Raw genomic sequence first — 24,785 nt, 5'->3', positions numbered from 1 at the left:
GGATTCCCTTTCGGTCAGGTGTGGACGGGTTTCTCCGCGAGACGGCGCCACAGGCCCACCCGGCGGAAGTAGAGGTGTTGCATCACCTGCACGGCGACGAAGGTGACGCCGTACAACGCGGTGCCGAGGGCGGGAACGGCGTCGACCGGGAGCGCGTACGCCATCAGGACCCGCCCGGCGGCGTCGGCGAGCAGTCCGACGCCCCAGAGAACGGTCGCGACGCGCCAGGCGCGCCGGAACCAGCGGTGCCGCGGCCACAGGTCGTTCCATTCGGTGGCGCGCAGGGTCTCGGCCCACGGGCTCCTCGCCAGCATCGAGCGGGCCAGGGTGAAGGCGAGCGGCCTGGTGAACAGGAGTGACACCAGGAACGCGGCGCCGATCGCGCCGGTGAACCAGCCGGCCTTCGCCAGCATGAAACGGGGACTGCCGGTGACGAACGAGACGCCGACGCTCACCGCGAAGATCGTCAGCACGAAGATCGCGAACGTGTCGACCTTCCTCAGCCTGATCGCCCGGTACAGCACGAAGAGCACGGTCGGCAGCGCGCAGAGGGCGAGCGCTAACAGGACGTCCATGCCGAAGGCCCGCAGCACGTAGTACCCCGCCACGGGCACCACGATTTCGAGTAGCACCATGCCCCACTGGCGGATCACGGAGGTCATGTCGGCCTTCGGGTCGCGAGGTCGAAGAGGGTCACCAGTTCCTCGGCGTAGGCGGTGAGATCCAGTTCCGACGGCCCGGCGAGCAGGAACACCGGACCTTCCACCGACCGGCGGATGGTCGTCGCCATCACGCGGACGTCGAACTCGCGGAACTCGCCGCTCTCCTGGCCCCAGCGCAGGATCCGTTCCACCGGCTCCAGCGCGCGCTGCTCGGAGGCCGGGTCGTAGTCGAGCGCGCCGCCGACGAAGATCGCCAGCAGCGCCCGCATCCGGATGGGCTGGGCGGCGGCGAACTCCAGGTTGGCCTCGATGTAGGTCCGCAGTGCCGCGCTCGCGGACTCCGGTGAGCTCATCCGCTCCGCCATGAAGGCGCCGATCTCGCCGAAGACGTCTTCGAGGATCGTGCGGACGAGTTCTTCCTTGTTCGCGAAGTGGTACGAGATCAGGCCGGTGCTCGACAGCTTCGCCTGCTTCGCGATCTGAGCGAACGACGCGCGGCCGTATCCGAGCTCGGCGATCGTCTCGATGGCCGCGGCCACGATCTGTGCGCGCCTGGCACTCTCGGTGAACGACTTCGCTTTTGCTTGCATGAGCAAAAAATAGCTCAGCTGAGCAAAACTGTCCACCGGGAACCGCTCACCGACCGCTCGCCGAACGACCTCACCCGTTCGAACAAAAGTTCTAAAAATTGTCGGTACCAGGGTGTTCAATGGTCAGGTGAGCACTTCAACGACCGCTGTCTTCGACGTCATCGACGAGGTCATCGCCCCGCTGGCCGCCGAGGTTCCGGAGCGTCCCTCGGTGATGGAGTTCTACGACCCGGAACTCGCCGTGCCGGCCGTGCTGGCCGACGAGGAGCCGACTCCAGGGCTCACCCTGGCCGAGGAGGTGGAGGAGTACACCCGGTTCGTGAGCGGGATGGCGGCGATCGGGCTGGCCCCCGGCGGAGAGGTCACGCCCGAGGCCGTCGGGCTTTACCGCGCACTTCGCGGCGGGTTCATCCGCGGTGTGGTGACCGGGGTCTTCCCGTCGCGCGCGGAGCCTTGGGAGGTCCGGTTCTTCGGCGACGAGGACTACACCACGGTGCTGAACAAGCTCGGCAGGCGAGCGCGGCTGCGGTCCGGTTTCCTCAGCGCGCTGCCGGGCTGGGTGTTCGACGGGCTGCCCGATCACCCACCGGGCCCTGGCGAGACCGTGCGCATCGAGACGGACGCCGGCGGGCTGATCCCCGTGCAGGCGCGTGAAGCCGTCGAGGTGATCCGTGAGGGTGCTTCGCGTCCGCGTCACGGGACGGTCCTGGTCGATCTCGCGGTGCGGAACGCCATCCTCGCCGAGTATCCGCACGGCGCGTTCGGCCTGGTGGACAACGACCTCGGCCGCTACCAGTTCAGTGCGGCGATGGACAGCGAAGGCCGCTGGACGCTCACCTGGGGTCCGGCCAGCCGGTCGATGGCCGAGGAATGGATCGTGAAGGCGGTGCAGAACCATGCGTGAGCCGACGGTGAAGGAACTGATGAAGCGCGCCGCCGAGCCGGTGCTGCGCGCGGTGCCCGAGCGCCGGAGCGTGTACCTGGGCTACGACCCGGAGGTCACCGACGACGAGATCCGGCGGCTGTGCCCGTCCTACGACGAACCGGGAGACCTCGTCGCGCAGGCCGAGCGGTACGCGGCCAAGGCGGCGCTGCTCGAAGAGGCCGGGCTGATGGAGAACGGCGAGATCCATCCCGCCGCGGTCCAGATGCACGGCGTGATGCTGCGGGGTTCGGTGCGAGGCGTGCTCACCGGCGTCTTCGCGTCCGCGCCCCGCGCGGTGCGGGTCGATTGCTACGGCGACGGCCAGCAGGCGGTCGTCTGGCGGATGCGGTCCGGGCGGCGGACCACCTTCAGCCTGAGCGAATTCGGCGAACTGGGCGCCCGGGTCTTCGGCGGGCTCCCGCATGTCCCCGCCGGTGAAGTGGCACCGATGCGCATCCGGATCGACGAGCACGGCGTTCCGCTGAGCGGTCAGGAGGAAGAGGTCGGCCTGGTCGGCGACATGCTGAGCAGGCCGCGGACCGGGACGGCGATCCTCGATCTGGTCGCCTTCGGCGGACTGAACGCCGAGTATCCGGACTACGGCTTCGTGATCGTCGACAACGATCTGGGGAGGTTCGTGTTGTACGCCGCCCCTTCCGAAGGGTGGCTGATGTTCGGTGGAATGGACCGCCGGGCACTGGCCGGCTGGCTGCACGAGGCGGTGGACTTGAGCCGGACGTAGCCGCCTTGGGCGATGGACGAGGGGGAGGGCGGGTATGGACCTGGACCGGCGCGCCGCGGACGCGTGGTTCCGGCGGCGAGGGCTGCCGATGGTCATCCACCGGCGAAGGCGCGGGGCGGGCATGTTGCGCCGGTCGACGCCGGGGGTGGTCTTTCTGTGCCTGCTCGACCTGCTGCTGGCCGGGCTGCTGAAGCTGCTCGACGTCCCCGCGGACGTGCTCGAAGCGAGAATGCGCGAAAGCGGCGTCGCCTACGTCCTCGGTGTGCTGGTGCTGACGTTCGCCGTGGTCGTGGTGCCGGTGGTCGCGGGCCGCCTGATGGCGAAGCTGCTCCGGGCGCTGCACCGCACTCGGGTCCGGCTGGCCGTCATGGCCGCGACGATCGGGTTCTGGGTGCTGGTGCTGCCGCTCGGCGAGCGGCTCACCGGGCTGGTGTCGTGGGAGGACCCGCTGTGGCTCGCCATGCTCACCAATCTGGCCGCGCTGGCCTTGCTGACGCTGTTGGTGCGGATCGGTGTCGGCTCGATCCTGACCTGGGCCGCGCGGAGTGCGGTCGCGCAGGTCAGGGCGATCGGAACGCTGGCGTCGCGGGCGTTGCCGCTGCTGTTGCTGGTGGTGATGTTCAGCTTCTTCACCGCCGAGCTGTGGCAGGCGGTGGAACGGCTCAGCCCCGGCCGGTTGTGGCTGGTGGTCGGGTTCCTGACGGTGATCGGCGCGGTGTTCCTGATCTCGATGCTGTCCGACGAGATGACCGAGCTGAAGTCCTGGACCGTGGAACCGGGGGCGGCCGTCCTGCGCGGCACGCCGTTCGACGATGACGACGCTCCGCTGCCGAGGCGGGTGGCGCTCTCCAGGATGGAGCGGCTGAACATCACACTGGTGCTGTTCTTCGCCCAGGCGGTGCAGATCGTGGCGTTCGGCGCGCTCGTGTTCGCCTTCTTCGTCGTGTTCGGGGTGCTGATCCTTCAACCGGAGGTGGTGACGGAGTTCGCCGGCCGCGTGTCCGAGCCGGGAACACTGCTGGGTGTCCCCCTTCCGGTGAGTTCCGCGCTCATCAATGTCTCCCTTTTCCTTGCGGTTTTCTCCGGTTTGTACTTCGCCGCTTCGACCGCGACAGATGCTCGGTACCGGCGTTCTTTCTTCGAGCCTTTGCTGGAAGATGTGAAGATCAGCCTCGCCGCGCGTGACATTTATCTGGCCCATTGGGCGGATGTGCGCCGGGCCGAGGTGGTTACCCTGGAAGCAGAGGACATTCCGTAGTGAGGTGGTCACCATGAGCGGGAAGGGCGACTCCCCCTTCTTCGATGCCCCCGAAATCGCGAAAGGCGACGGCACACAGGCAGATCCTCCGGGCGATACCTTCGCCGATCCGCTATCCGGCCTGGTCACGACCAATCCGGCGGCGCAAAACACTCCGTCGGGTACCGGCGACGAGATTCACGTGAAGGTCCCAGGGCCGGTCCAGCACGATCCCGAAGTCGTCAGCCGGATGGTCAACGCGGCCATGCTGGCGGACGAGCAGCCGGCGCAGACGCCGGGTGCCGAGCAGTCCGCCGGTCTGCCGCCCTCGAAGATCGTCAGCACGGTCGGTGAGCAAGGCGCTACGCCGATCGGGATCCTGCCCCAGCAGCGCACGTGGCCTTCGAGGCCGCCGCAGCTGCTACGTCAGCCTCGTCGGCCGAAGCCGGAGGAGCCTGTCGACGTCGATGAAGAGGACGAGGTCCAAGTACGGCGGGCGAAGCGTTCCATGCAGCTTCCGAGGCTGGGTAAGCCGTCCTCGAACACCGCCGGTGTGATGATCGCGGTCGCGCTCATGATCGTCTTCGCGATCCTCGCCATCCAGTTGCTGGCCAGCCTGTTCAACAGCATCGCGGGGATCTTCTCGTAACCCGTCCGGCGGTAGCGCCGGACGGGCCCGTCCCTCCTCACGTCACCCATCGGGATACCCTGGCCGTACGGTCGGGGGACTCGGCGCATACCCGGGTCGTCCGGCGCCGCGTGACTAGTGGGGTGGGGCGTATCAGCGAGGGCGTGCAGTCAGTGCCCGAAGCGGGCACGGGTGGACCGACGAACCGTGACGCCTCCACCATCCACCGCGTGCGGCGGGTGCTGGCGATCAAGCCGTTCCGCCGGCTCTGGGGCGTCACCTATCTGTGCAGCGTCGCGGACTGGCTGAACCTGCTGACCTTGACCGGTCTCGTCACCAAGCTGACCGACAGCTACGCGGCGCAGAACTTCGCGTTCGTCGGCGTCGTGCTGACGTCGCTGCTGCCCGGACTGCTGTTCGCACCGCTCGGCGGGCTGCTCGCCGACCGGTTCGACCGGCGCAAGGTGATGGTGCTCTGCGACCTCGGCCGGTGCGGGTTCCTGTTGTCGATCGCCTTCGTCGGCACGCCGTGGTGGGTGTTCGTCGGGAACTTCCTGGTCGGCTGCTGCTCGATGATGTGGATCCCGTCGAAGGACGCGGCGGTGCCGAACCTGCTGCGCCGGCCGGATCAGGTCGAGACGGCGAACCAGCTCGGCATGGTGATGACGTACGGCCTCGCGGTGATCACCGCGGCCGGCGCGAACGCCGTGCTCACCGGTAGTAACACCACGTTCCACTTCTTCCAGGGTGACGCCCAGCTCGGCATCGCGAAGGTCGCCGTCGTCATCACCGGTCTGCTGTACCTGACCAGCGCGATCGTGATCGCCACCCGGATCCCCGAACTCTCGCTGCGCAACGTCCACTCGACGGACAAACCCAAGGTCAAGTCGGCCGACGAGGAGAAGTTCGGCTTCCGGCAGATGATCTCCGACGGCGCCCGGTTCGTCCGGACGACGCCGTTGGTACGCGGGCTGATGATCGGCGCTTTCGGCGCTTTCGCGGCCGGTGGCGCGGTGATCGGTTCCGCCAAGCCGTACTCGTCGAGCCTGCTCGCCGGTGACGCGGCGTTCAACCTCCTCGTCCTCGCCGTCTTCCTCGGCCTCGCCACCGGTATGGCCGTGGCCCCGAAGCTCGCGCGGCGGCTCGCGCACGACCGGCTGTTCGGCCTCTCGATCGTCGCCGCCGGGCTGTGTCTCATCGTCGTCGCGCTGTCGCCGCACCTCGCCGTATCGCTGGTCGCGGTGGCCGCTGTCGGTGTCTGGGCGGGGACCGCGTTCCTGACCGGGGTGACGATCATCGGTTCGCGGATCGAGGACGCCATCCGCGGCCGGATCAACGCGATCTACCAGTCGCTGATGAAGATCGTGCTGTTCGGCTCGACGATCCTGGTCCCGGTGGTGATCAGCGCGGTCCAGCAGACCGAGCTCAGCCTGTGGGGCGGCACGATCACGATCGACGGCACGCGGCCGGTGATGATCGGCGGCGGTGTCCTGGCCCTGCTCGCGGGCATCATCGCCTACCGGCAGATGGACGACCGGCGTGCGGAGCCGATCCTCGCCGACCTCCGCAACGCTCTGCGCCGCAGCCCGCGCCGCGTCAACGGGCTGCTGATCGCGCTCGAAGGCACCAGGGCGATCAACACCGAGACCCAGGCCGCGCGGCTGGCCGAGTGGCTGCGCGCGGGTACGCGTCCCGTCGTCCTGGCGGCCGACCCGGCGCTGGACGACCAGCGGCTCGCGAAGCTGCTTTCCGGTGCTTCGCTGACCGGTGCGCGGGCGCAGGCGCTCGCCGCCGCCGCGGTGCGCGCGGACATCGTCGAACGGGACATCCAGCCCGCGCTCGACGCCGGTTCCGTCGTCGTCATGGAACGGTTCGTGGACTCGCCGCTGGCGCATCTGTCCGCGGTCGCCGGGCTGGACAGCCAGGAACTCGAAGGGCTCGCGGACTGGGCGACCAACCGGCTGCGGCCCGACATCACCGTCCTGCTCGACGCCGATCCCGGCACGGTGATGCGGAAGTCGGAGTCCCTGGACGCGCAGTGGCGGGTGCAGCATCTGCTCACGGAGATGGCCGCCGCCGACCCGGACCGGTATGTCGTGGTCGACGCGGACGGCACCGAAGACGAAGTGAGCGACCGGGTGCGGGCCGCTGTCCGCGCGGTGCTCGTCGGCAGGCTCGCCGGGCTGGCCCCGGCGGAGGAAAAGGTCGAGGCGAGATGACGGAAGCCCCTGTGCTGATCGGTGTCTGGAAGCAGCTCGTCGGCCAGGAGCCCGCCGCGCGCACGCTTTCTTCGGCGTCGATGGCGGCCGCGCGGATCATCGAGAACCAGCCTGTCGCGCCCGGGGCGATGACCCACGCGTGGCTGGTCACCGGGCCACCCGGATCGGGTCGCTCGACCGCCGCCAGGGTCTTCGCGGCGGCGTTGCAGTGCAGCACCGGCACCGGCTGCGGGGAATGCCCCGGCTGCCGCACCGTGCTCGCCGGCACGCACGCCGACGTCAAACTCGTCGCACCCGAAGGCCTCTCGATCTCCGTCGCCGAAATGCGCTCGCTGGTCCAGGCCGCGGCCCGCCGCCCGACCACCGGAAGGTGGCAGGTGGTGATCATCGAGGACGCCGACAGGCTGACCGAAGGCGCGTCGAACGCTCTGCTGAAGGCTGTCGAAGAGCCGCCGGACCGCACGGTCTTCCTGCTGTGCGCGCCTTCCGATCACCCGGACGACGTCTCGGTGACCATTCGCTCGCGGTGCCGTCTGGTCACCCTGCGGACGCCGCCGTCCGAAGCGATCGCGCAGGTGCTGATCGAACGGGACGGCATCGAACCCGAGCGGGCGCGGTGGGCCGCGTCCGTCTCCAGTGGACATGTCGGTCGTGCGCGGCGGCTCGCCACCGACGAGGCCGCACGGCAGCGGCGCGCGACGGTGCTGCGGATCCCGCTCGGCCTGCGCCGTCCGTCCGATGTGTTCACTTGCGCCGATCAGCTGATCAGCGCGGCGGAGGCCGACGCGGGCGAGGAGAGCAAGGTCCGCGACGAGGCCGAACGTTCCGAACTCCGCACCGCCATGGGCGGCGATGGCATCGGAAAGGGCGTCGGGGGCGCGAAACGAGCCGCCGAGGCCGCCGTCAAGCAACTGGAGAAGCGCCAGAAGTCGCGCGCGACCCGGACCCAGCGGGACACCCTCGACCTGGCACTGGTGGACCTCGCCGCGTTCTACCGGGACGTCCTCGTGACCGCGAGCGGCGCGGCGGGCGCGACCCTGAACCACCCCGACCACGCGTCGGAAATCTCGCAGGCCGCCTCCGCCTGGGCACCCGACTCGATCCTGCGCCGCCTCGAAGCCGTCCTCGAATGCCGCGAGGCCATCGACCTGAACGTGAAACCGCGGATCGCCGTCGAAGCCATGGTCACCACCCTGCGCCAAGGCTGACTGACTTCACGCGTCGTACCTCAGCGGCCCTACCCCAGCCCCCCGCCCGTCCCAGGGGGGCGACCCCGAGTCCAGTCTACCGGGGATGGGGGCGGGAAAGCGCTGGTCACGGGAGTTGTCCACAGGTTGGGGACGTTGTGGATAAGTGCTGTGGGTAAGTGAAGTGGATTCGGGTCCGGCCGCGAGTGGCAATGAGTCCTTCACGCCTTGCCGAGTACATGAAGGCCCCCTTCCCTGCGTCCAGCGCAAAGGTAAGGGGGCCTTCATGTACTTCAGGCGAGAATCAGGCGACCGAGGGCGGTACGAACGGGCCTCCCACGCGGGGGCAAGGCGTGAAAGGACCGTTCATCACCCTCCTCGCCCCGTCTAGGTGCGCGGTCGCGGCGAAGGCTTGAAGTCCGGGTCGTCCTTCCCCGAAGGCGAAGGAGACGGCGAGGACAGCCGAACCGGAACCACCGAAAGCCGACGCCGTCCCGGCATCGCGGCCACGAGGACGACACCGATCAGCAGCATCGCGGTCCCGGTCCAGAACATCGGCACCGTGTCGTAGGCGGCGTTGGTGTAGGCCAGGTTCTTGACCGGGCCCTTCGGCGCCGAGCCACCGTTGTTGCCCGCGGGCGGAGCGGACGTCGTACCGCATTCGACACCACCGGTCGGCGCGTAAGCCCGGGCGATCTGCTCGCCCAGCGAGACCTGAGCCAGCGACGAAGGCAGGTTCTTCGCGGCCTCCGGCGGCAGCGCCTTCTGCAGCGCGGAGGTCGGCAGGATCTGCAGGTCCAGCAGTCGCGCCGAGGCGCCCACCTGGTAGCCCTTGATCGGCGACGTCATGTCGCTGGACTTCTGGTTCAGCCCGGCGATCGACAGCTTCAGCACACCGAGGTCGAGGGTGAGCCCGTTGCCGGCCTCGCCGCCCGGAAGCTGCTTCGTGGCACCGTTGATCAGCTCCGCGAGCCCGCCGATGACCGGCACGTTCTTCAGCTGCTCGAAGCCCGGCACCTGCTTGAGCGACGGCAGCGGGATGCCGATCGGGATGTCCTTGGTCGGGTTGTTCGCGTCGAGGGTGAACAGCACCTTGTCGCCGCGCACGATCTGCAGCACCGGCGCGGAGTACTCGACCTTCGACGTCTTCTTGTCACCGGTCGACGTGACGCGCAGCGTCGGCTGGCTGGCGACCTTGATCGTCAGGCCCAGCGGCGTGCCCTTCAGCAGTTCGATGCTGGCGGCCTGCAGGGTCGACGTCGATTCGACGGCCTTGTTCTTCGTGCCGGGGATGTCGACCAGCCGCACGACGGAACGCGACGACAGCGTGTTCGGCAGGCTCAGCACCGCGCCCTTGCCGTCACTGCTGGCGCTGGTCCCCGAAAGCAGACCGCCCAGGCTCGCCAGCGGACCCGGAAGCCCCTTGAGACCGGCCTGGAGCTGCTCGCTCGCCTGGGTCAGCTGCTCGGCACCCGGGATGTTCGGGATGGTCGGCAGCAGCGAGAGGTTCGCGATGGACGTGCTCGAGTCGGCGATCGTGCCGACGCACGGGCCGAGCGTCGGGCTCCAGCGCGCGTGCGCTTCACCGTTGAGAAGACCGAGGTTGAACAGCGGGTTCTTCGGCGCGTTGAGGCCGCCGCTGATCGGCTTCGGGTTGTCCGGCAACGCCGTCTGCACGAGGCTGCCCGGTGTCTGCGGCGCGTTGCCCGCGGCAGACAGGCCGAACGGCGACGACTGCGCGATCGACTTCTCGTAGCTCAGGTAGGCCTCGGAGTTGGCCTGTGCGCTCGAAAGCCCCATCCCGGCTTCGAGCACGGACTGCTTCGGCAGCATCTCGCCGGCGCCGGGCAGGATCGCGCTGGTCGGCACGGCGTTCGGCAGCAGCCGCAGCACGCCGAGCGCGGCCCCCGCGTCGCCCACCGCGCGGCCGGTCGGCTGCGGACCGATCGGAGCCGACATCGGCGGCTGACCCGGATTGGCCGGATCGGGGATCGGCGTGGTCGGCATCGTCTGGGCGGTCGCCGGAGCCGCGGTCAGCAAAAGCAGGGCCGCGGCGGCCGGAAGCGCCAGCACACGGGGCAGTCGTTGCCGCATGAACAGGTCCTCCAGTGGGGATGGGCCGATCTTGGGGGACTGAGACCGGCGTCATAGGACCCTAACGACGGTGGCCGGAGAAGGTGACGTTCAACCCCTCCGCTACACTTACTTTCGTCATCGGGTGCGAGCCCGATGTCTGCCGCCTTAGCTCAGTCGGCCAGAGCGATTCACTCGTAATGAATAGGTCAGGGGTTCGATTCCCCTAGGCGGCTCCCAGGTCAGGGCCCCATTCGGACACTCCGGATGGGGCCCTGACCCGTTTCCGGGACGGCCCGCGTATCCGGCGGGGAAGTTCACCCGTCGGTGTCACCCCTTGAGGAACATCCCCGACAGCGAAGTGCCCACTCCGGTCAGGTGCTCGACGAGCGTGTCCGCGTCGGCGTCGAGCAGGCCGGAGCGCCACGCGAGCATGATCTCGACGAAGCCGCCGATTCCCAAGAGGACGTTCACCCGGAACTCCAGTCCGTCCACGTCCGGCTTCAGATGCGGTCGCGCGAGTTCGATGAGCAGGCCGGTGGTGTCCTGGACGGTCTGCCGTCGCAGTTGTTCCAGCACCGCGCTGCCGGAGTGGTCGCCGAACAGGATCTGAGCTCGCGCGGGTTCCTCCTGGACGTGGTGCACGACGACGTCGACAGCGGCGCGAAGCTGATCCAGGGCGGGTTGTTCGATCCGGGAGGCGACGGCGTCCAAGACCATCTGGAGGGTCTCGTCGCGGACCTGTTCCCAAGCGGTGGCGAGCAAAGCGTCGCGATTGGCGAAGCTCTCGTAGAAGTACCGGTCGGTCAGGTTCGCCCGAGCGCAGACGCCTCGCATGGTGACCGCCGCCCAGCCCTGTTCCTGCCAGATGTCCATCGCGGCGCCGAGCAGGGCGAGTCGTCGTTCGGCTCGGCGCTCGTCTGCGGTTTTGCCGCTGTAGCGGCGGGACGCGGTCACGTCTCCATCTTGACAGCAGGTGCCGTCGGATTCATTCTGAGGGCATGCGACCGCAGAATGGCCTGCGAGCCTCGTTGGCAGCTTCGCTGACGTCCGTCTTCGTGCGGCCGATCGCCTCGGCGGTCCCGGCCAACCGTGCCGGGATCGCGTTCTCACGCGGGTTCATCGCCACGAGTCTGTGGCTGGCTTCGCCGCCGTTGAAGGGAAGCCGGATCGAGCCCGGGATCCGTGGGGAGTGGGTCCGCGCCCCCGAAGTCGTCGACGGCGACAGCGTCGTCCTGTACGTCCATGGCAGCGGGTACGCGCTCTGCTCCGCCCGGACCCATCGCGGGCTGACGACGCGGGTTTCCGCCGGGACCGGGCTGCCGGTCTTCGCCTGCGAGTACCGGCTCGCGCCCCGGCACCGGTTTCCGAACGCCGCCGACGACGTCCGTGCGGCGTACGACCGGCTGGTCGCCCAAGGGTACGAAAGGATTCTCGTCGCGGGTGACTCCGCGGGCGGGCATCTCGCTGTCGACCTCGCCGCGCAGCTGATCCGGGAACGCAAAGCGCCGCCCGCCGCGCTCGCGCTCTTCTCGCCGCTGTTCGACGTGACGTTCTCCCTGGCCGCCCAACGGGAACGCATGAGTCCGGACCCGATGATCTCCGCCGCCGCGGCCGCCCGGCTGGTCGGTCTGTACACAGTGGACGCCGACCCCGGCTCCACGCGGCTGCGGTTCGCCTTCGACGACATCAAGGGCTTCCCGCCGACGATCATCCAGGCGGGTGGCCGCGAAATGCTCGCCGCGGACGCCATCGAACTGGCCAGGGCGCTGCGCCGCGCGGGAGCGGACTGCGAACTGGACGTCGTCCCCGGGCAGATGCACGTCTTCCAGGCGCTGACCCGGTTCATCCCGGAGGCCGCGCCCGCGATGGAACGGGCCTGCCGGTTCCTGACGGACAACCTTCCAGCCATCGAAAGGGCGGCCTAGTGAAACGGACCCAAGGCGCGCACGCCGTCGTCACCGGGGCCGGCAGCGGCATCGGGCGGGCGATCGCGGCCGAACTCGTCCGGCGTGGCAGCCGGGTGGTCTGCGCCGACATCGACCTCGAAGCGGCCGAAGAGACCGTGGCGCAGCTGAAAAGCAAGGGTGAGGCGGTCGCCGTCGCCTGCGATGTGTCCCTTGTGGAGGAAGTCGCCGAACTCGCGGACCAGGCCCGCTCGTGGCTCGGCCGCGACCCGGACCTCGTCGTCAACAACGCCGGGATCGGGGCCGGCGGCAAGGTCGTGGGGGAGGCCCCGCTGGCCGATTGGCAGCGGACCCTCGGGGTGAACCTGTGGGGCGTGATCCACGGCTGTCACACCTTCGTACCCGCCATGCGGACGGCGAAATCCGGCGGCGTCATCAACGTCGCTTCGGCCGCCGGGTTCACCGCCGCGCCGAGGATGGCCGCCTACAACGTCAGCAAAGCGGGCGTCGTCAGCCTCTCGGAGACACTGGCCGCCGAGCTGTCCGGCACCGGTGTCGCGGTGACCGTGCTGTGCCCGACCTTCGTCCGCACCAACATCTTCGGCGGAGAACTCATCGACGCCGAGGCGCGCGGCCTCGCGCGGCGGGTCTCCGACGTGGTCGGGTTCTCCGCCGAAAAAGTCGCGAAGATGACGCTGGACGCCCACGATCGCGGCCGCCTGTACGTGGTGCCGCAACCCGACGCGCAGCTTCTCTGGCACGCCAAGCGTTTCGTGCCCGTCCCGTACACGCGGATCGCCGGTCTCCTCGGCCGGTTCCTGCCCGCCGAAAAGGAGAAGTGATGGCTTACGACTTCGCCGCGATGCTCCAGACCATCAAGGACAAACAGTGGTCGCTGGCCGACATCGACTGGGACGCGCCCGGCGCGGAGACGATGACCGACGAACTCCGCGCCAAGATGCGGCCGTTCATGGCCGACCTCGTGTGGATCGAGCACGTCGGCGCCCGCGGGTTCGCGTCGCTGGCGAAGAAGGCGCCGACACCGGAGATCCAGGAGATCTACCGGTATTTCCACGCCGAGGAACAGAAGCACGCCAACGCCGAACTGGCCCTGATGAAGCGCTGGGGCATGCTCGACGAGAACGGCTCGATGCCCGAGCCGAACATCAACGTCAAGCTGGCCATCAAGGTCCTCGACGACTTCGGCGACACCCTGCCGTTGACGGCGCTGGCCACGCTCATCCCGCTGCTGGAATGCGCGCTCGACGGCGCACTGGTGAAGTTCCTGCTCGAAGAGGTTTCCGATCCGGTGTGCCACCAGGTGTTCCGGCATATCAACTCCGACGAGTCGCGGCACATCACGGCCGACTTCGAGGTCTTGGAACTGATCGGCGCCGGGCCGACGCACAAGCTGCTCACCGAGTCCATCGGCTCGCTGAAACCGCAGATCGTCCTGGGGCTGATCGTGGTGTTCGTCCCGCTGATCAACAAGATGCGCGACAACATCGTGGCGATGGGCCTGCCGGAGAAGAAGCTGTACAACGCGGTGAAGCGGTTCTCCACCATCGGCGGCCGCGGCGAGTTCACCCAGCGCATCCCGGCGTATCACGTGCTCAAGGCGCAGGCGGCGATGATCGTCGACCGCTCGCACGTCTACCACCGGTTCCTCGCCGACCCGATGGTGAAGGCGACCCGCCTGATCCCCGCGAAGCTGCTGGGCAAGCCGCAGTCGTGGACCGAGGAGATCACCCACGAACCGGTCGCGTCATGACGTTGGGCGCATTCCGCGGCGAGGTGCTGCGCGGCACCGAGTGGTTCGGGCACGACTTCGCCGGGCAGCGGGTCGCGGTCGTCGCGCCCGGTCGCGAGGCCGCGCAGATCGTGCCCGAGGTGGCGGCCACCGCGCTTTCGGTGAAGGTGTTCCAGGAGGAGCCGGACTGGGTGGTGCCGATGCCCGTCCCCGGCCCGAGCGTCCTCGGCATCGCCGTCGCCCGCGTCTTCCTGCGCTGGCAGGTGAAAGACCCGTGGATCCGACGGCTGCTGACGCCGGACCGCCGCTTCGGTTCGCGGAAGACGGCGCCCGGGCTCGGCTACTACGGCGCCCTCGGCCGGCCGGGCTGCAAACTCGTCACCTGGCCCGTCTACGCCTTCGCTCCCCACGGAATCCGTACCGCGGAAGGCATCGAGCACCACGCCGACGTCGTCGTCCTCGGCGCGAGTTCGCTTTTCGCCAAGGAAGGACTGCCCGCATGACCCCCGACCACGAGATCGCGATCATCGGCGGCGGCTTCTCCGGGATCGGCGCCGCGATCCTCCTCCAAAAAGCCGGTTTCGACGACTTCCTGATGCTGGAGGAGGGCGACGGCGTCGGCGGCGCCTGGCACTGGAACACCTATCCGGGTGTCGCCGTCGACATCCCGTCGTTCAGCTACCAGTTCTCGTTCGAGCAGATCTCCGGCTGGTCGCGGGTCTACGCGCCGGGCCGGGAACTGAAGGCGTACGCCGACTACTGCGTCGACAAGTACGACATCCGCCGCCGCACGCGCCTCGGCTCGAAGGTCGTCGCCGCGACCTTCGACGACGAGACCCATCTGTGGCGCGTCGAAACCGCCGACGGCTGGTCGACGACGGCGCGGTTCGTCGTGGGCGCCACCGGTGTGCTCACCCAGCCGAAGCCGCCGGACATCGACGGCCTCGCCGACTTCGGCGGCACGGTCATGCACACCGCGCGCTGGGACCACGGCGTCGACCTGCGCGGTAAGCGTGTCGCCATCGTCGGCACCGGGGCGTCGGCGGTCCAGGTGATCCCGTCCATCGCACCGGAGGCCGGGCACCTGACGGTGTTCCAGCGGACGCCGATCTGGTGCCTGCCCAAACCGGACGCCGCGCTACCGGGGCCGGCGAAGCTCGCGTTGCGAAGGCTGCCCGGCGCGAAACGGCTTTCCCGCCTGGCCAGCCAGGCGCTGGTCGAACTCACCTTCCCGCTGGCCGCGCACTTCCACAAGCTGCTGCCGACGGCCGGGGCGGGCGAGCGGATCGGGCTGGCGCATCTGCGTCGCGCGGTCAAGGATCCCGAGACCCGTGACAAGCTCACCCCGCGTTACGCCTTGGGCTGCAAGCGGCCGAGCTTCTCCAACGAGTACCTGCAGACGTTCAACCGCGACGACGTCACGCTGGAGACCACGAGCATCGACGCGATCACCGAGTCCGGGGTGCGCACCGTCGACGGCACCGAGCATCCGGTCGACGTCCTGGTGCTCGCCACCGGGTTCAAGGTCTTCGAAAAGGGCAACATGCCCGCGTTCACCGTGCGCGGCGCGGGCGGCACCGATCTGGAGAAGTTCTGGGAGGAGAACCGTTTCCAGGCATACCAGGGGGTGAGCGTGCCCGGTTTCCCGAACCTGTTCACCATCCTCGGACCGTACGGCTACAACGGTTCCTCGTACTTCAACCTGATCGAGACGCAGACCGCGCATATCGTGCGGTGCCTGCGCAACGCGCGCAAGACCGGCGCGACACGGGTCGAGGTCACGGCCGAGGCCAACGACAAGTACTTCCAGACCATGCTGGACCGCCGCAAGCATCAGGTGTTCTTCCAGGACAGCTGCTCGCTGGCGAATTCCTACTACTTCGACGCGAACGGGGACGTCCCCTTCCGGGCGTCGCCGACGCTGGAAACGATGGTGACGAGCCGGTTCTTCGACCTCGACGACTACGCCTTCGCGGAGGGCCGGTCGTGAGTGGCGATTCGGGTGAGGGCCAGGGGCGTCCGGTCCGTGAAGGCCTCCTTACCTACCTTGAGGGTAGGTAAGGAGGCCTTCACCACCTACCCGATCGCCACAGCCGCCACGGAAGCACCAGTGGTCACGACGGTCGCGCGCTCAAGGCGCGGTGAAGGACCCCTTCATGTACGCAGGCAGGCCAGGGCGGCGGTGGGACGACCCACTGCCGACCTGCGCGAGTGTGGTGTCGGGCCCGCTGGGTCAGGGGGCTCGTGTTGCGAAAGTGCCCTTCACAACCTGCGCCGGGCTGCTCAAGGCCACCTGTACCGAGGTCAGGCGGGTGGTTTCAGGGTGACGACGGTCGCGGAGGTCTCGCCGCGCGGCGTCCGGTACTTGATCTCGTCGCCCTCCTTCGCGCCCACGAGCGCGAGGCCGAGCGGGCTGTCCGAGGTGACCGTGGAGGCGTCGGCGTCCTCGCCCGGGATCGTGACGATGTGGAGCTCGTCTTCGTCGCCGTTGGAGAACCTGAGCTTCACGGTGGTGCCGTCGGGGAGCAGGCCCTTGCTGTTGCGCCCGCCGTGCTCGAGCTTCGCGGCGACGTCGGAGATGCGCCGGTCGAGGTAGGCGGCGGCCTCCGCGCGATCCAGCACCTCCGCCTGATCGGCCGCGTCGCCGGTCCGCTCCTGCTCGCCGACGAGCGGCGCCATCGCGTCGCGTTGCGCACGCAGATCGGCGAGTTCCTTTTCCAGCTGCCGGCGTGCCGCCGGGCTGAACCCGTTGTCCCCTGTGGTCACCATGCCGCGCATTGTCCGCTACGGAACGGCCGCTAGCCACCTAGATATTTTCACCCGCTGTGATCGGCCGGGACGGACGGCCTAAGCTTCAGGGCTCCTGTCCTGACGACTTGGTGTAAGGAACTTCGTGACCGTGTTGCCCGGCCGCAGTGAGCGGCTCTCGCCCAATCAGCTGCAGAAACAGGAGCAGATCGTCGAAGCGGCACGGGTCGTGCTCGCCAGGGACGGGCTCGCGGGCTGCACCGTCCGCGCGATCGCGGACGCCGGGCCGCTCACGAAAAGTGCGATTCATTACTACTTCGCGGACATCGACGTCCTCATCGACCGGGCGATGGCGGCGCACATCACAACGTTCACGGCCGATTTGCGCAAAATCGCGGACCGCCACGATCACCCGGATGAGCGGCTCTTCGCCGCGCTCGAGGCCTTCCTCGCCGAGTTCGCCGGCCGTCCCAACGCGGCCTTCCTGTGGTTCGAGTACTGGATCGCCGCCGGCCGCGCGCAGCACCCGCAGGCCATCGACGTCATGCTGACGTCGATCACCGAACTGCTCGCGGAACTGCTCGCGCCGCTCGACGTCGAAGACCCCCGCGCGCGGGCCAGGGCGCTGCTGTCCTACCTGCTCGGCGCCATCGTCCAGCAGCGCGTCCGGCGGCGGCCGTTCGCCGCACTGCGTGGCGACATCGAAGCGCTCTGTTTCGCGAACTACGGGTAGAGATACGTATTAGATCCGTACCGTTACGGATTGTTCGGTCCGTCCGGCTCCGGCCATGGTGAGGTTCCCTTCCCTTGCCTGAGAGCTAGGAGACGACGATGCGCATAAGACGGTGCATGGCCGTGGCGATCGCGGCCGTCGCTGCGTTCACGATCCCGGTCGCCGCGAGTCCGGCGACCGCCGATCAGCAGGCCGCGGACGCGCAGGTCCAGATCTACGAGGTCTTCGGAACCGGCACCGCGCAGCAGCGCTCACAGATCTCCCGGCTGGGCGTCGACGTCTTCGGTACCTCCGGTTCGTCGACGACGATCGTCGGCGAGGAGTCCGACGCGGCGAAGATCCGCGCGCTCGGCTTCCGCGTCGAGCAGCGCGGCGTCGTCGACCGGTCCGAGAAGATCGGCACGAACGCGATCAACGACTTCCCGCCGTCGGACTCCGGCTTCCACAACTACGCCGAGGTGACGACAGAGCTGCGCAACGCGCAGACGAACTACGGCTCGATCGCGCGCCTGAGCAGCGTCGGCAACTCGTACCAGAACCGCGCGCTCAACATGCTCAAGATCAGCGACAACGTCGCGACCGACGAGAACGAGCCCGAAGTCCTCTTCACCTGCAACCAGCACGCCCGCGAGCACCTCACCACCGAGATGTGCCTGCGGATCGTGAACCGGTTCACCCAGGGCTACGCCTCCGACCCGGCGATCAAGCGCTTCGTCGACAGCACCGAGATCTACGTGATCCCGAACGTCAACCCGGACGGCTCGGAGTACGACATCTCCGGCGGCAGCTACAAGTACTGGCGCAAGAACCGCCAGGGCAACGGCACCGACCCCAACCGCAACTGGGCCTACAACTGGGGCTGCTGCGGTGGTTCGTCGGGCTCGACGACCAGCGAGACCTACCGCGGTCCCTCGGCGTTCTCCGCCCCGGAGACCAGGGCCGTGTCCAACTTCGTCAACTCGCGCAAGATCGGCGGCGTCCAGCAGATCAAGGCGAGCATCGACTTCCACACCTATTCGGAGCTCGTCCTGTGGCCGTTCGGCTTCACGTACAACGACACCGCGCCGGGGATGACGGCGGCCGAGGCGCAGCGCTTCCAACAGCTGGGCAGGCAGCTGGCGGCGACCAACGGCTACACGCCGCAGCAGTCGAGCGACCTGTACATCACGGACGGGACGATCGACGACTGGATGTGGGGCACCCACAAGATCCTGAGCTTCACCTTCGAGATGTACCCGCGGGGTTCGAACCCCGGTTTCTACCCGCCCGACGAGGTGATCGTCCGGGAGACCACGCGTAACGACAAGGCCGTGGACCTCCTCCTGAACACCGCCATCGGCTGATCTCCGCCCGCTGTCCGTGAAGGCCTCCTTCCCGACCCTCAAGGTAGGGAAGGAGGCCTTCACGGATATTCGGCATAGGGTGCGGGGCATGCCGCTGTTCGAATTCGAGGGGCACCGCCCCCAGGTGGATCCCGAAGCGTGGATCGCCCCCACCGCCACCCTGATCGGCGACGTCGTCGTCGAGAAGGGCGCTTCCGTCTGGTACGGCGCCGTCCTGCGCGCCGACTTCGGGAAGATCCTCATCCGCGAGGGCGCCAACATCCAGGACAACTCGGTCATCCACGTCAACGGCGGTGTGACCGAGGTCGGCAAGAACGCCACCGTCGGCCACCAATGCCTCGTGCACGACTGCACGGTCGGCGAGCAGGCACTGATCGGGAACGGCTCGACCGTGCTCGACAAGGCGCAGATCGGGGCGAAGGCCCTGGTCGCGGCCGGTGCCACGGTGACGCCGGGGATGGTCATCCCGCCCGAGACCGTCGCCATGGGCAGCCCCGCGAAGAAACACGTCCCGCTCGACGGCACCGCCCGCGGCTGGGTCGAGCACAACGCCGTCATCTACCAGGAGCTCGCGCGCAGGCACGCGGAGAGCGTCAAACAGATCGATTGACTCTCCAGTAACTGGAGACCATAGCTTCGGCGCATGGCACCGAAGTCGAAGAAGAAGACACACGAGGCGACGCTCGAGCTGGCCGCCGGCAACGCGCCGGTGGTCGACCTCGGGAAGACGCTCGGCCAGACCGGCGTGAACCTCGTCGAGGTCAAGAAGGCCTACGACACGGCCACGGCGGCACAGCGCGGCGAGATCATCCCGGTGGTCGTGTCGGTGTTCGAAGACCGCTCCTTCGAACTCCGGCTGAAGACCCCGCCGACGTCGTTCCTCATCAAGAAGGCATTGGGCGGCAAGGGATCCGGTCGTCCAGGGCATGAGGTCGCCGGGAAGCTGACCCAGGAGCAGCTGCGCGGGATCGCCGAACGGAAACTGCCGGACCTCAACACCGGCGACCTCGGCGCGGCCATGCGCACGATCGCGGGCACCGCCCGGTCGATGGGTGTCGCGATCGAAGAACCGTGACGCGCAAGCATGTGATCGTCCCGCCTTTCCGAGACCTCGACCCGGAACTCGAGGTCGCGGAAAGGCTGCTGGCGCAAGGGAATCCGTGGCTCGCCGGGGTGGTCGCCGCGCTTCCCGACGAACAGGCGGCCGCGAATCGGCTCAACCGGATCCTCGCCGGCACCGGTGCCGCGCCCCGGCTGGTCGTCGCGGAAAACGGTTGGCGCGTAGTGCAGGTGACGCCGTGGCCGGGCTGCGGAGACCTGGTCTCGGGCGCCTCCGGGCTCGCGGAACTGGTCGCTTTCGGCGGCTGGCGGCGGGTCAAACGCTGCGCCGTCTGCGCACAGGCGTTCTGTGACCGCACCTCCGGATGCAGCCGCCGATGGTGCGCCGGACATCGTCCGCATGCCGAGTCCCGCTCCAGCGGGGTGCACTAGTCTGGTCCGCACCAGCGACTGGCGCCATTTGAGGTGGAGCACCACCGGGAAGCGACGACGAGGCCGGTACCGCGCGCCTGGGTTCGGCCGTCTCTGGCAGGAGTACGTCCGATGACACACCAGCCCGAACTTTCCGCGCTCGCCGCCGCCGACCCGCAGATCGCGGGCCTCGTCGAGGACGAGGCGAAGCGCCAGCACGACAAGATCCGCCTGATCGCGTCCGAGAACTACGTCTCCCAGGCCGTGCTCGAAGCGACCGGCACCGTGCTCACGAACAAGTACTCCGAGGGCTACGCCGGCAAGCGCTACTACGAGGGCCAGCAGCTCATCGACCAGGTCGAGACCCTCGCCATCGAGCGCGCGAAGGCCGTCTTCGGCGCCGACCACGCCAACGTCCAGCCGTACTCGGGGTCCCCGGCGAACCTCGCCGTGTACCTCGCGTTCGCGAAGCCGGGCGACACCGTCCTCGGCATGGCGCTGCCGGACGGCGGCCACCTCACGCACGGCTGGAGCGTGTCCGCGACCGGCAAGTGGTTCACGCCGGTGCGCTACGGCGTCCGCAAGGAGACCGGCCGCGTCGACCTCGACCAGGTCCGCGAACTCGCGCTGCAGCACCGGCCGAAGCTGATCTTCGCCGGCGGCACCGCCATCCCGCGCACCATCGACTTCGCGGCGTTCGCGGAGATCGCCCGCGAGGTCGACGCCGTCCTGGTCGCCGACATCGCGCACATCGCCGGCCTCGTCGCCGGTGGCGCGCACCCGTCGCCGGTCGGGCACGCCCAGGTCATCACCACGACCACGCACAAGACGCTCCGCGGCCCGCGCGGCGCGATGATCCTTTCCGACGCCGACCACGCGAAGGCCGTCGACAAGGCGGTGTTCCCAGGGCTGCAGGGCGGTCCGCACAACCACACCACCGCGGCGATCGCCGTCGCGCTGGGCGAGGCGCAGAAGCCGGAGTTCTCCGACTACGCGCACGCGATCGTCGCCAACGCGCAGGCGCTGGCCGAGGCGCTGGTGGAACGCGGCTACGACCTCGTGTCCGGCGGTACCGACAACCACCTGCTGCTGATCGACCTGACGAACAAGAACGTGCCGGGCAAGCCCGCCGCGCAGGCGCTGGACCGTGCCGGCATCGAACTGAACTACAACACCGTCCCGTTCGACCCGCGCAAGCCGTTCGACCCGTCCGGCATCCGGCTCGGCACCTCCGCGATCACCACCCGCGGGCTCCGGCCGGAGCACCAGGTGCAGGTCGCCGACTGGATCGACCGCACGGTCACCGCGGCGGCGGGCGAGGAACAGTCCGCTTTGGACACCATCGCCGCCGAGATCCGCGAGTTCCTGGCGCCCTTCCCGATCCCGGGTTACTCGGCCTAGCCGGAGCTTGAGACGGCCGCAAGTAGTCGACTAACTGCGGCGGAACGCGAAGGGGCCCTTCACCGCGTCAGATGCGATGAAGGGCCCCTTCGGTTCGGAGAACTAGTGAGCCGACGGACCGTCGACGGCCTCCTTGGCCAGCCGGTCGGTCTCGCGCTCCAGCGAACGCTTGATCTCGGCCTCGGCGTCGGAACGCCCGACCCAGCTCGAGCCCTCGACGCTCTTGCCCGGCTCCAGATCCTTGTACACCTCGAAGAAGTGCTGGATCTCGAGCTTGTGGAACTCGTTCAGGTGGTGGATGTCGCGCAGGTGCTCCAGGCGCGGGTCGTTCGTCGGGACCGCGAGGACCTTGTCGTCCGGGCCCTTCTCGTCGGTCATCCGGAACATGCCGATCGCGCGGCAGCGGATCAGGCAGCCCGGGAAGGTCGGCTCCTGGACGAGCACCAGCACGTCGAGCGGGTCGCCGTCCTGGCCGAGGGTGTCGTCGATGAAGCCGTAGTCGGCGGGGTACTGGGTGGCGGTGAACAGGGTGCGGTCCAGTTTGATGCGCCCGGTCTTGTGGTCCACCTCGTACTTGTTGCGCTCCCCCTTGGGGATTTCGATAGTGACGTCGAATTCCACGCCGGCCTCGCTGCTCTCGTCTTTGGTACGCCCCGCCGTCGCGGACGGCTCACCGAAATCATGGTCCTGTCTTCACTAGTGTGGACCACGGGGGCTCGGGCGGTCGCATCGATGTGGTCGTATGTGAGCTTGGCCCCTTCCCCGGTCGGTGGATGAAGGAGTGTTGCGTGCCGGAAAACGATGTCCCGATGTGGCCGTCGGACGACAAGGACACCTCATCCGCCGAGCCCAAGGGCGCCGCGAGCGGCGAAGAGGCGACGGCCTGGCTGCCTATCTCGGGGCTCGCGCAGGGTGAGACCGAAGAGCTGACAGTGCCCAAGGTCACACCCGAAAGTGGTTCGTGGTTCAACCCGGTCGTCGACGTCGATGACGACGAAGAACCCGACGTCCCGGTGACCCCGACGCCGAAATGGTCCGCCTTCGAGCCCGCGACGCCTGTCGAGCCGAAGGAGCCCGAGGCGCCGAAGACGGTCTTCGTCAAACCCGTCGAGCCGCAGCGCGCGGACACGCCGGACTGGGACCAGTTCGACCGGGGTACGCCGCAGGGCCGCGAACCGCGGCCCGAACCGTCGAGACCCGAGCCGCAACGCCAGGAGCCCCCGCGCCAGGAACCCCAGCGCCAGGAACCCCAGCGGATCGAACATCGCCTGGATCAGCCGCAGCCGCAGCGCCGTCCGGAGCAGATCCGGGTCGAGCCGCCGCGTCCGGCGCAGGTCCCCTCCGCGACCATGCACGCGCGGCCTGTCCGCATCGAGCCGTCCGAAGAGCGCTTCGACTCCGAAGCGACCGTCGGCATCCAGCAGTCCGAACCGCCTTCCGAAGAGCCCCCTGCCGCGGAGACCGAAGCCGCGCCCGCGCCGAAGCCCAAGAAGCGCAAGCGCAAGGTCTTGGTGATCACGAGTGTGGTCGTCGTCCTGCTGCTCGCCGGGCTGGGCGGCGCCTCCGCGATGCCGAAGGTGTCGAACCGGCTCGGCCTGCCCTGGGCGCCGAACGCGCCGAAGGGCGACATCCCGAAGCCCGCCGGCGTGACCCGCGTCCTGCACGGTCCGGACATCAACGGCGCCGCACCGACCAAGGCGGGCCTCACGGCCGCGCTCAAGGGGCCCGCCGGTTCCGCGGATCTCGGCACGCTCACCGGCGTCGTCGTCGACCCGGCGACCGGTGACGTGCTCTGGGACAAGAACTCCGGCACTCCGCTGACCCCGGCGTCGACCACGAAGATCCTCGTCGTGGCGGCCGCGCTCCTTTCACTGGACCACGGGATGCAGATCCCGACGAAGATCGTCCAGGGCGCGGACCCGGGCACGGCGATCCTCGTCGCGGGCGGCGACACGTCACTGACCTCGCTGCCACTGGGCACCGACTCGCCGCTGTACCCGGGCGCCGCCCACGTCGACGACCTCGTCGCGCAGGTCAAGAAGGCCTCCGGCGGCAAGATCACCAAGGTCCAGCTGGACGCGAGCCTGTTCAAGGGGCCGACGTCCGCGAAGGGCTGGGATCCGGAGGACACCGCGCCGGGGAACACCTACATGGCGCCGGTCTTCCCGGTGATGGCCGACGGCGGCCGCACCGATCCGAAGAACGACCACGCTCCCCGTATCGCGAACCCGGCGACGACGCTGACCCAGAAGATCGCGGGCAAACTCGAAGCCCAGGCCGGTGGGACGACGACGGCGCCGAAGGGTGCGAAGGTGCTCGGCGAGGTCAAGTCGCCGCCGCTTCCGGAGCTGGCCAACTCGCTGCTGCAGCTTTCGGACAACATGCTCGCCGACGTCCTCGCCCGCCAGATCGCGCTCGCGAAGGGCGGCGAAGCGTCGTTCGACGGCGGCGCGAAGGCGACGCTGGCCGTGCTGAAGGAGGCCGGATTCGACCTCACCGGTGTCCAGATCAACGACGGCAGCGGCCTTTCGGATCAGAACAAGATCCCGGCCAAGGTGCTCAGCGAGGTCCTCTCGGTCGCGGCGGCGCCGGACGGCAAGGATCCGCGGACGGCGAAGCTGCGTCCGCTGCTGGCGGGCCTTCCCGTCGCGGGCGGCAGCGGGACGCTGGAGAAGCGTTACGGCGATCCGAACTCGTCGGCCGGCCGCGGCTGGGTGCGCGGCAAGACCGGCACCCTCTCCGGGGTGAACACGCTGGCCGGCGTGGTGCTCGACACCGACGGCCGGATGCTGGTCTTCGCGCTGATGTCGTCCGGCTCGGATCAGGACAAGGGCCGGGCCGCGCTCGACGTCGTCGCGGCGACCCTGCACAAATGCGGTTGCCGGTGAGTTCGGTGAGCGACCGGAATCGGAGCGTGAGGAAGTCGAGGCGGAATTCGGCCTTTCAGCGGGTAGCGTCATAAGAGTGAGTGAGGAAACGCCGACCAAGACGCGTTCGATGGTCGACTGGTCCCTGGCCGCCTCGACGGGCGCTCTCCTGGTGCGCGGCGGCCCGGTGGTCGACCGCGAGGTCGCCGAGGAAGCAGTCGCCGATCTACGTGAACTGACCAGCGACGCGGAGGGGCACGTCCGCGAGCTGACCGGACTCGGCCTCGACCTGCCGCTGCTGCC

25 protein-coding genes and 1 tRNA gene are annotated in these 24,785 nt (G+C 68.7%); 20 read left to right on the top strand and 6 right to left on the bottom strand.

Annotated features, from left to right (window positions below; all coding sequences use genetic code 11):
* Positions 1–14: 14 nt before the first annotated feature.
* Both H5J31_RS30785 and H5J31_RS30780 read right to left on the bottom strand, forming a co-directional pair.
* Complete coding sequence (locus H5J31_RS30785; protein WP_181776172.1) at positions 15–662, bottom strand: VC0807 family protein; 648 nt, start codon at positions 660–662, stop codon at positions 15–17.
* Positions 659–1,252 (bottom strand): TetR/AcrR family transcriptional regulator, encoded by a 594-nt coding sequence (locus tag H5J31_RS30780; protein ID WP_207899058.1) that lies wholly within the window; start codon positions 1,250–1,252, stop codon positions 659–661. Before H5J31_RS30780 ends, H5J31_RS30785 begins: the two co-directional genes overlap by 4 nt.
* A gap of 112 nt (positions 1,253–1,364) precedes the next feature.
* Here H5J31_RS30780 and H5J31_RS30775 point away from each other — a divergent pair, with 112 nt between their 5' ends.
* The 6 genes from H5J31_RS30775 (at position 1,365) to H5J31_RS30750 (ending at position 8,211) form a co-directional block, all read left to right on the top strand.
* Positions 1,365–2,156, top strand: coding sequence for an ESX secretion-associated protein EspG (locus H5J31_RS30775; protein ID WP_181776171.1), 792 nt, complete (start codon positions 1,365–1,367; stop codon positions 2,154–2,156).
* Complete coding sequence (locus tag H5J31_RS30770; RefSeq protein WP_181776170.1) at positions 2,149–2,919, top strand: ESX secretion-associated protein EspG; 771 nt, start codon at positions 2,149–2,151, stop codon at positions 2,917–2,919. The genes H5J31_RS30775 and H5J31_RS30770 overlap by 8 nt, the downstream gene beginning before the upstream one ends.
* A 34-nt stretch (positions 2,920–2,953) precedes the next feature.
* A complete protein-coding gene (locus H5J31_RS30765; protein ID WP_181776169.1) occupies positions 2,954–4,177 on the top strand; it encodes a hypothetical protein in 1,224 nt (407 codons plus the stop codon).
* Positions 4,178–4,358: 181 nt separating this feature from the next.
* Complete coding sequence (locus tag H5J31_RS30760; RefSeq protein ID WP_236005484.1) at positions 4,359–4,805, top strand: hypothetical protein; 447 nt, start codon at positions 4,359–4,361, stop codon at positions 4,803–4,805.
* 143 nt (positions 4,806–4,948) lie between these two features.
* A complete protein-coding gene (locus tag H5J31_RS30755; RefSeq protein ID WP_181776167.1) occupies positions 4,949–7,003 on the top strand; it encodes a bifunctional MFS transporter/dTMP kinase in 2,055 nt (684 codons plus the stop codon).
* On the top strand, positions 7,000–8,211 hold the full coding sequence (locus H5J31_RS30750) for a DNA polymerase III subunit delta' (RefSeq protein WP_181776166.1): 1,212 nt from the start codon (positions 7,000–7,002) through the stop codon (positions 8,209–8,211). Before H5J31_RS30755 ends, H5J31_RS30750 begins: the two co-directional genes overlap by 4 nt.
* Positions 8,212–8,577: 366 nt before the next feature.
* Here H5J31_RS30750 and H5J31_RS30745 read toward each other — a convergent pair whose 3' ends face one another.
* The gene (locus tag H5J31_RS30745) at positions 8,578–10,284 is read right to left on the bottom strand and encodes a hypothetical protein (RefSeq protein WP_181776165.1); all 1,707 of its coding nucleotides are present in this window, start codon (positions 10,282–10,284) and stop codon (positions 8,578–8,580) included.
* A 141-nt stretch (positions 10,285–10,425) separates the two neighbouring features.
* Between H5J31_RS30745 and H5J31_RS30740 the strand changes: the two genes are divergently transcribed.
* A tRNA-Thr gene (locus H5J31_RS30740) sits at positions 10,426–10,499 on the top strand.
* Positions 10,500–10,593: 94 nt separating this feature from the next.
* Here the strand turns inward: H5J31_RS30740 and H5J31_RS30735 are convergent.
* The gene (locus H5J31_RS30735) at positions 10,594–11,220 is read right to left on the bottom strand and encodes a TetR/AcrR family transcriptional regulator (protein ID WP_181776164.1); all 627 of its coding nucleotides are present in this window, start codon (positions 11,218–11,220) and stop codon (positions 10,594–10,596) included.
* Between the two features lie 44 nt (positions 11,221–11,264).
* On the opposite strand from H5J31_RS30735, the gene H5J31_RS30730 reads away from it, so the two are divergent.
* The 5 genes from H5J31_RS30730 to H5J31_RS30710 are packed head-to-tail and all read left to right on the top strand — an operon-like array spanning position 11,265 to position 15,910.
* The gene (locus H5J31_RS30730) at positions 11,265–12,191 is read left to right on the top strand and encodes an alpha/beta hydrolase (protein ID WP_181776163.1); all 927 of its coding nucleotides are present in this window, start codon (positions 11,265–11,267) and stop codon (positions 12,189–12,191) included.
* On the top strand, positions 12,191–13,012 hold the full coding sequence (locus tag H5J31_RS30725) for an SDR family NAD(P)-dependent oxidoreductase (RefSeq protein WP_181776162.1): 822 nt from the start codon (positions 12,191–12,193) through the stop codon (positions 13,010–13,012). Before H5J31_RS30730 ends, H5J31_RS30725 begins: the two co-directional genes overlap by 1 nt.
* The gene (locus tag H5J31_RS30720) at positions 13,012–13,941 is read left to right on the top strand and encodes a ferritin-like domain-containing protein (RefSeq protein WP_181776161.1); all 930 of its coding nucleotides are present in this window, start codon (positions 13,012–13,014) and stop codon (positions 13,939–13,941) included. The genes H5J31_RS30725 and H5J31_RS30720 overlap by 1 nt, the downstream gene beginning before the upstream one ends.
* Positions 13,938–14,423 carry an NAD(P)/FAD-dependent oxidoreductase gene (locus H5J31_RS30715; RefSeq protein ID WP_181776160.1) on the top strand — a complete coding sequence of 162 codons (486 nt, stop codon included), beginning with the start codon at positions 13,938–13,940 and terminating at the stop codon, positions 14,421–14,423. Before H5J31_RS30720 ends, H5J31_RS30715 begins: the two co-directional genes overlap by 4 nt.
* On the top strand, positions 14,420–15,910 hold the full coding sequence (locus H5J31_RS30710) for a flavin-containing monooxygenase (protein WP_181776159.1): 1,491 nt from the start codon (positions 14,420–14,422) through the stop codon (positions 15,908–15,910). The genes H5J31_RS30715 and H5J31_RS30710 overlap by 4 nt, the downstream gene beginning before the upstream one ends.
* A gap of 314 nt (positions 15,911–16,224) precedes the next feature.
* Here the strand turns inward: H5J31_RS30710 and H5J31_RS30705 are convergent, their stop codons facing one another.
* On the bottom strand, positions 16,225–16,689 hold the full coding sequence (locus H5J31_RS30705; protein ID WP_181776158.1) for a GreA/GreB family elongation factor: 465 nt from the start codon (positions 16,687–16,689) through the stop codon (positions 16,225–16,227).
* Between the two features lie 124 nt (positions 16,690–16,813).
* On the opposite strand from H5J31_RS30705, the gene H5J31_RS30700 reads away from it, so the two are divergent.
* The 6 genes from H5J31_RS30700 (at position 16,814) to H5J31_RS30675 (ending at position 21,615) form a co-directional block, all read left to right on the top strand.
* Positions 16,814–17,401 carry a TetR/AcrR family transcriptional regulator gene (locus H5J31_RS30700; RefSeq protein WP_181776157.1) on the top strand — a complete coding sequence of 196 codons (588 nt, stop codon included), beginning with the start codon at positions 16,814–16,816 and terminating at the stop codon, positions 17,399–17,401.
* Between the two features lie 116 nt (positions 17,402–17,517).
* On the top strand, positions 17,518–18,744 hold the full coding sequence (locus tag H5J31_RS30695; RefSeq protein WP_181776185.1) for a M14 family metallopeptidase: 1,227 nt from the start codon (positions 17,518–17,520) through the stop codon (positions 18,742–18,744).
* A gap of 88 nt (positions 18,745–18,832) precedes the next feature.
* The gene (locus H5J31_RS30690) at positions 18,833–19,354 is read left to right on the top strand and encodes a gamma carbonic anhydrase family protein (RefSeq protein WP_181776156.1); all 522 of its coding nucleotides are present in this window, start codon (positions 18,833–18,835) and stop codon (positions 19,352–19,354) included.
* Positions 19,355–19,387: 33 nt separating this feature from the next.
* Positions 19,388–19,819: an uL11 family ribosomal protein gene (locus tag H5J31_RS30685; RefSeq protein ID WP_181776155.1), complete on the top strand. Its 432-nt coding sequence runs from the start codon at positions 19,388–19,390 to the stop codon at positions 19,817–19,819.
* A complete protein-coding gene (locus H5J31_RS30680; RefSeq protein WP_181776154.1) occupies positions 19,816–20,235 on the top strand; it encodes a CGNR zinc finger domain-containing protein in 420 nt (139 codons plus the stop codon). Before H5J31_RS30685 ends, H5J31_RS30680 begins: the two co-directional genes overlap by 4 nt.
* 111 nt (positions 20,236–20,346) lie before the next feature.
* Complete coding sequence (locus tag H5J31_RS30675; protein ID WP_181776153.1) at positions 20,347–21,615, top strand: serine hydroxymethyltransferase; 1,269 nt, start codon at positions 20,347–20,349, stop codon at positions 21,613–21,615.
* Between the two features lie 102 nt (positions 21,616–21,717).
* Here the strand turns inward: H5J31_RS30675 and H5J31_RS30670 are convergent, their stop codons facing one another.
* A complete protein-coding gene (locus tag H5J31_RS30670; RefSeq protein WP_181776152.1) occupies positions 21,718–22,236 on the bottom strand; it encodes an inorganic diphosphatase in 519 nt (172 codons plus the stop codon).
* A gap of 152 nt (positions 22,237–22,388) precedes the next feature.
* Here H5J31_RS30670 and dacB point away from each other — a divergent pair, with 152 nt between their 5' ends.
* On the top strand, positions 22,389–24,503 hold the full coding sequence (gene dacB / locus H5J31_RS30665; protein ID WP_207899056.1) for a D-alanyl-D-alanine carboxypeptidase/D-alanyl-D-alanine endopeptidase: 2,115 nt from the start codon (positions 22,389–22,391) through the stop codon (positions 24,501–24,503).
* Positions 24,504–24,612: 109 nt separating this feature from the next.
* Positions 24,613–24,785: zinc-dependent metalloprotease (locus H5J31_RS30660; protein WP_181776184.1), on the top strand; the 173-nt coding region annotated here is incomplete at its 3' end.

The sequence above is a fragment of the Amycolatopsis pittospori genome (genome assembly GCF_013870525.1).
Lineage (GTDB): Bacteria > Actinomycetota > Actinomycetes > Mycobacteriales > Pseudonocardiaceae > Amycolatopsis > Amycolatopsis pittospori.
This window is presented reverse-complemented; position numbering and strand designations above follow the sequence as displayed.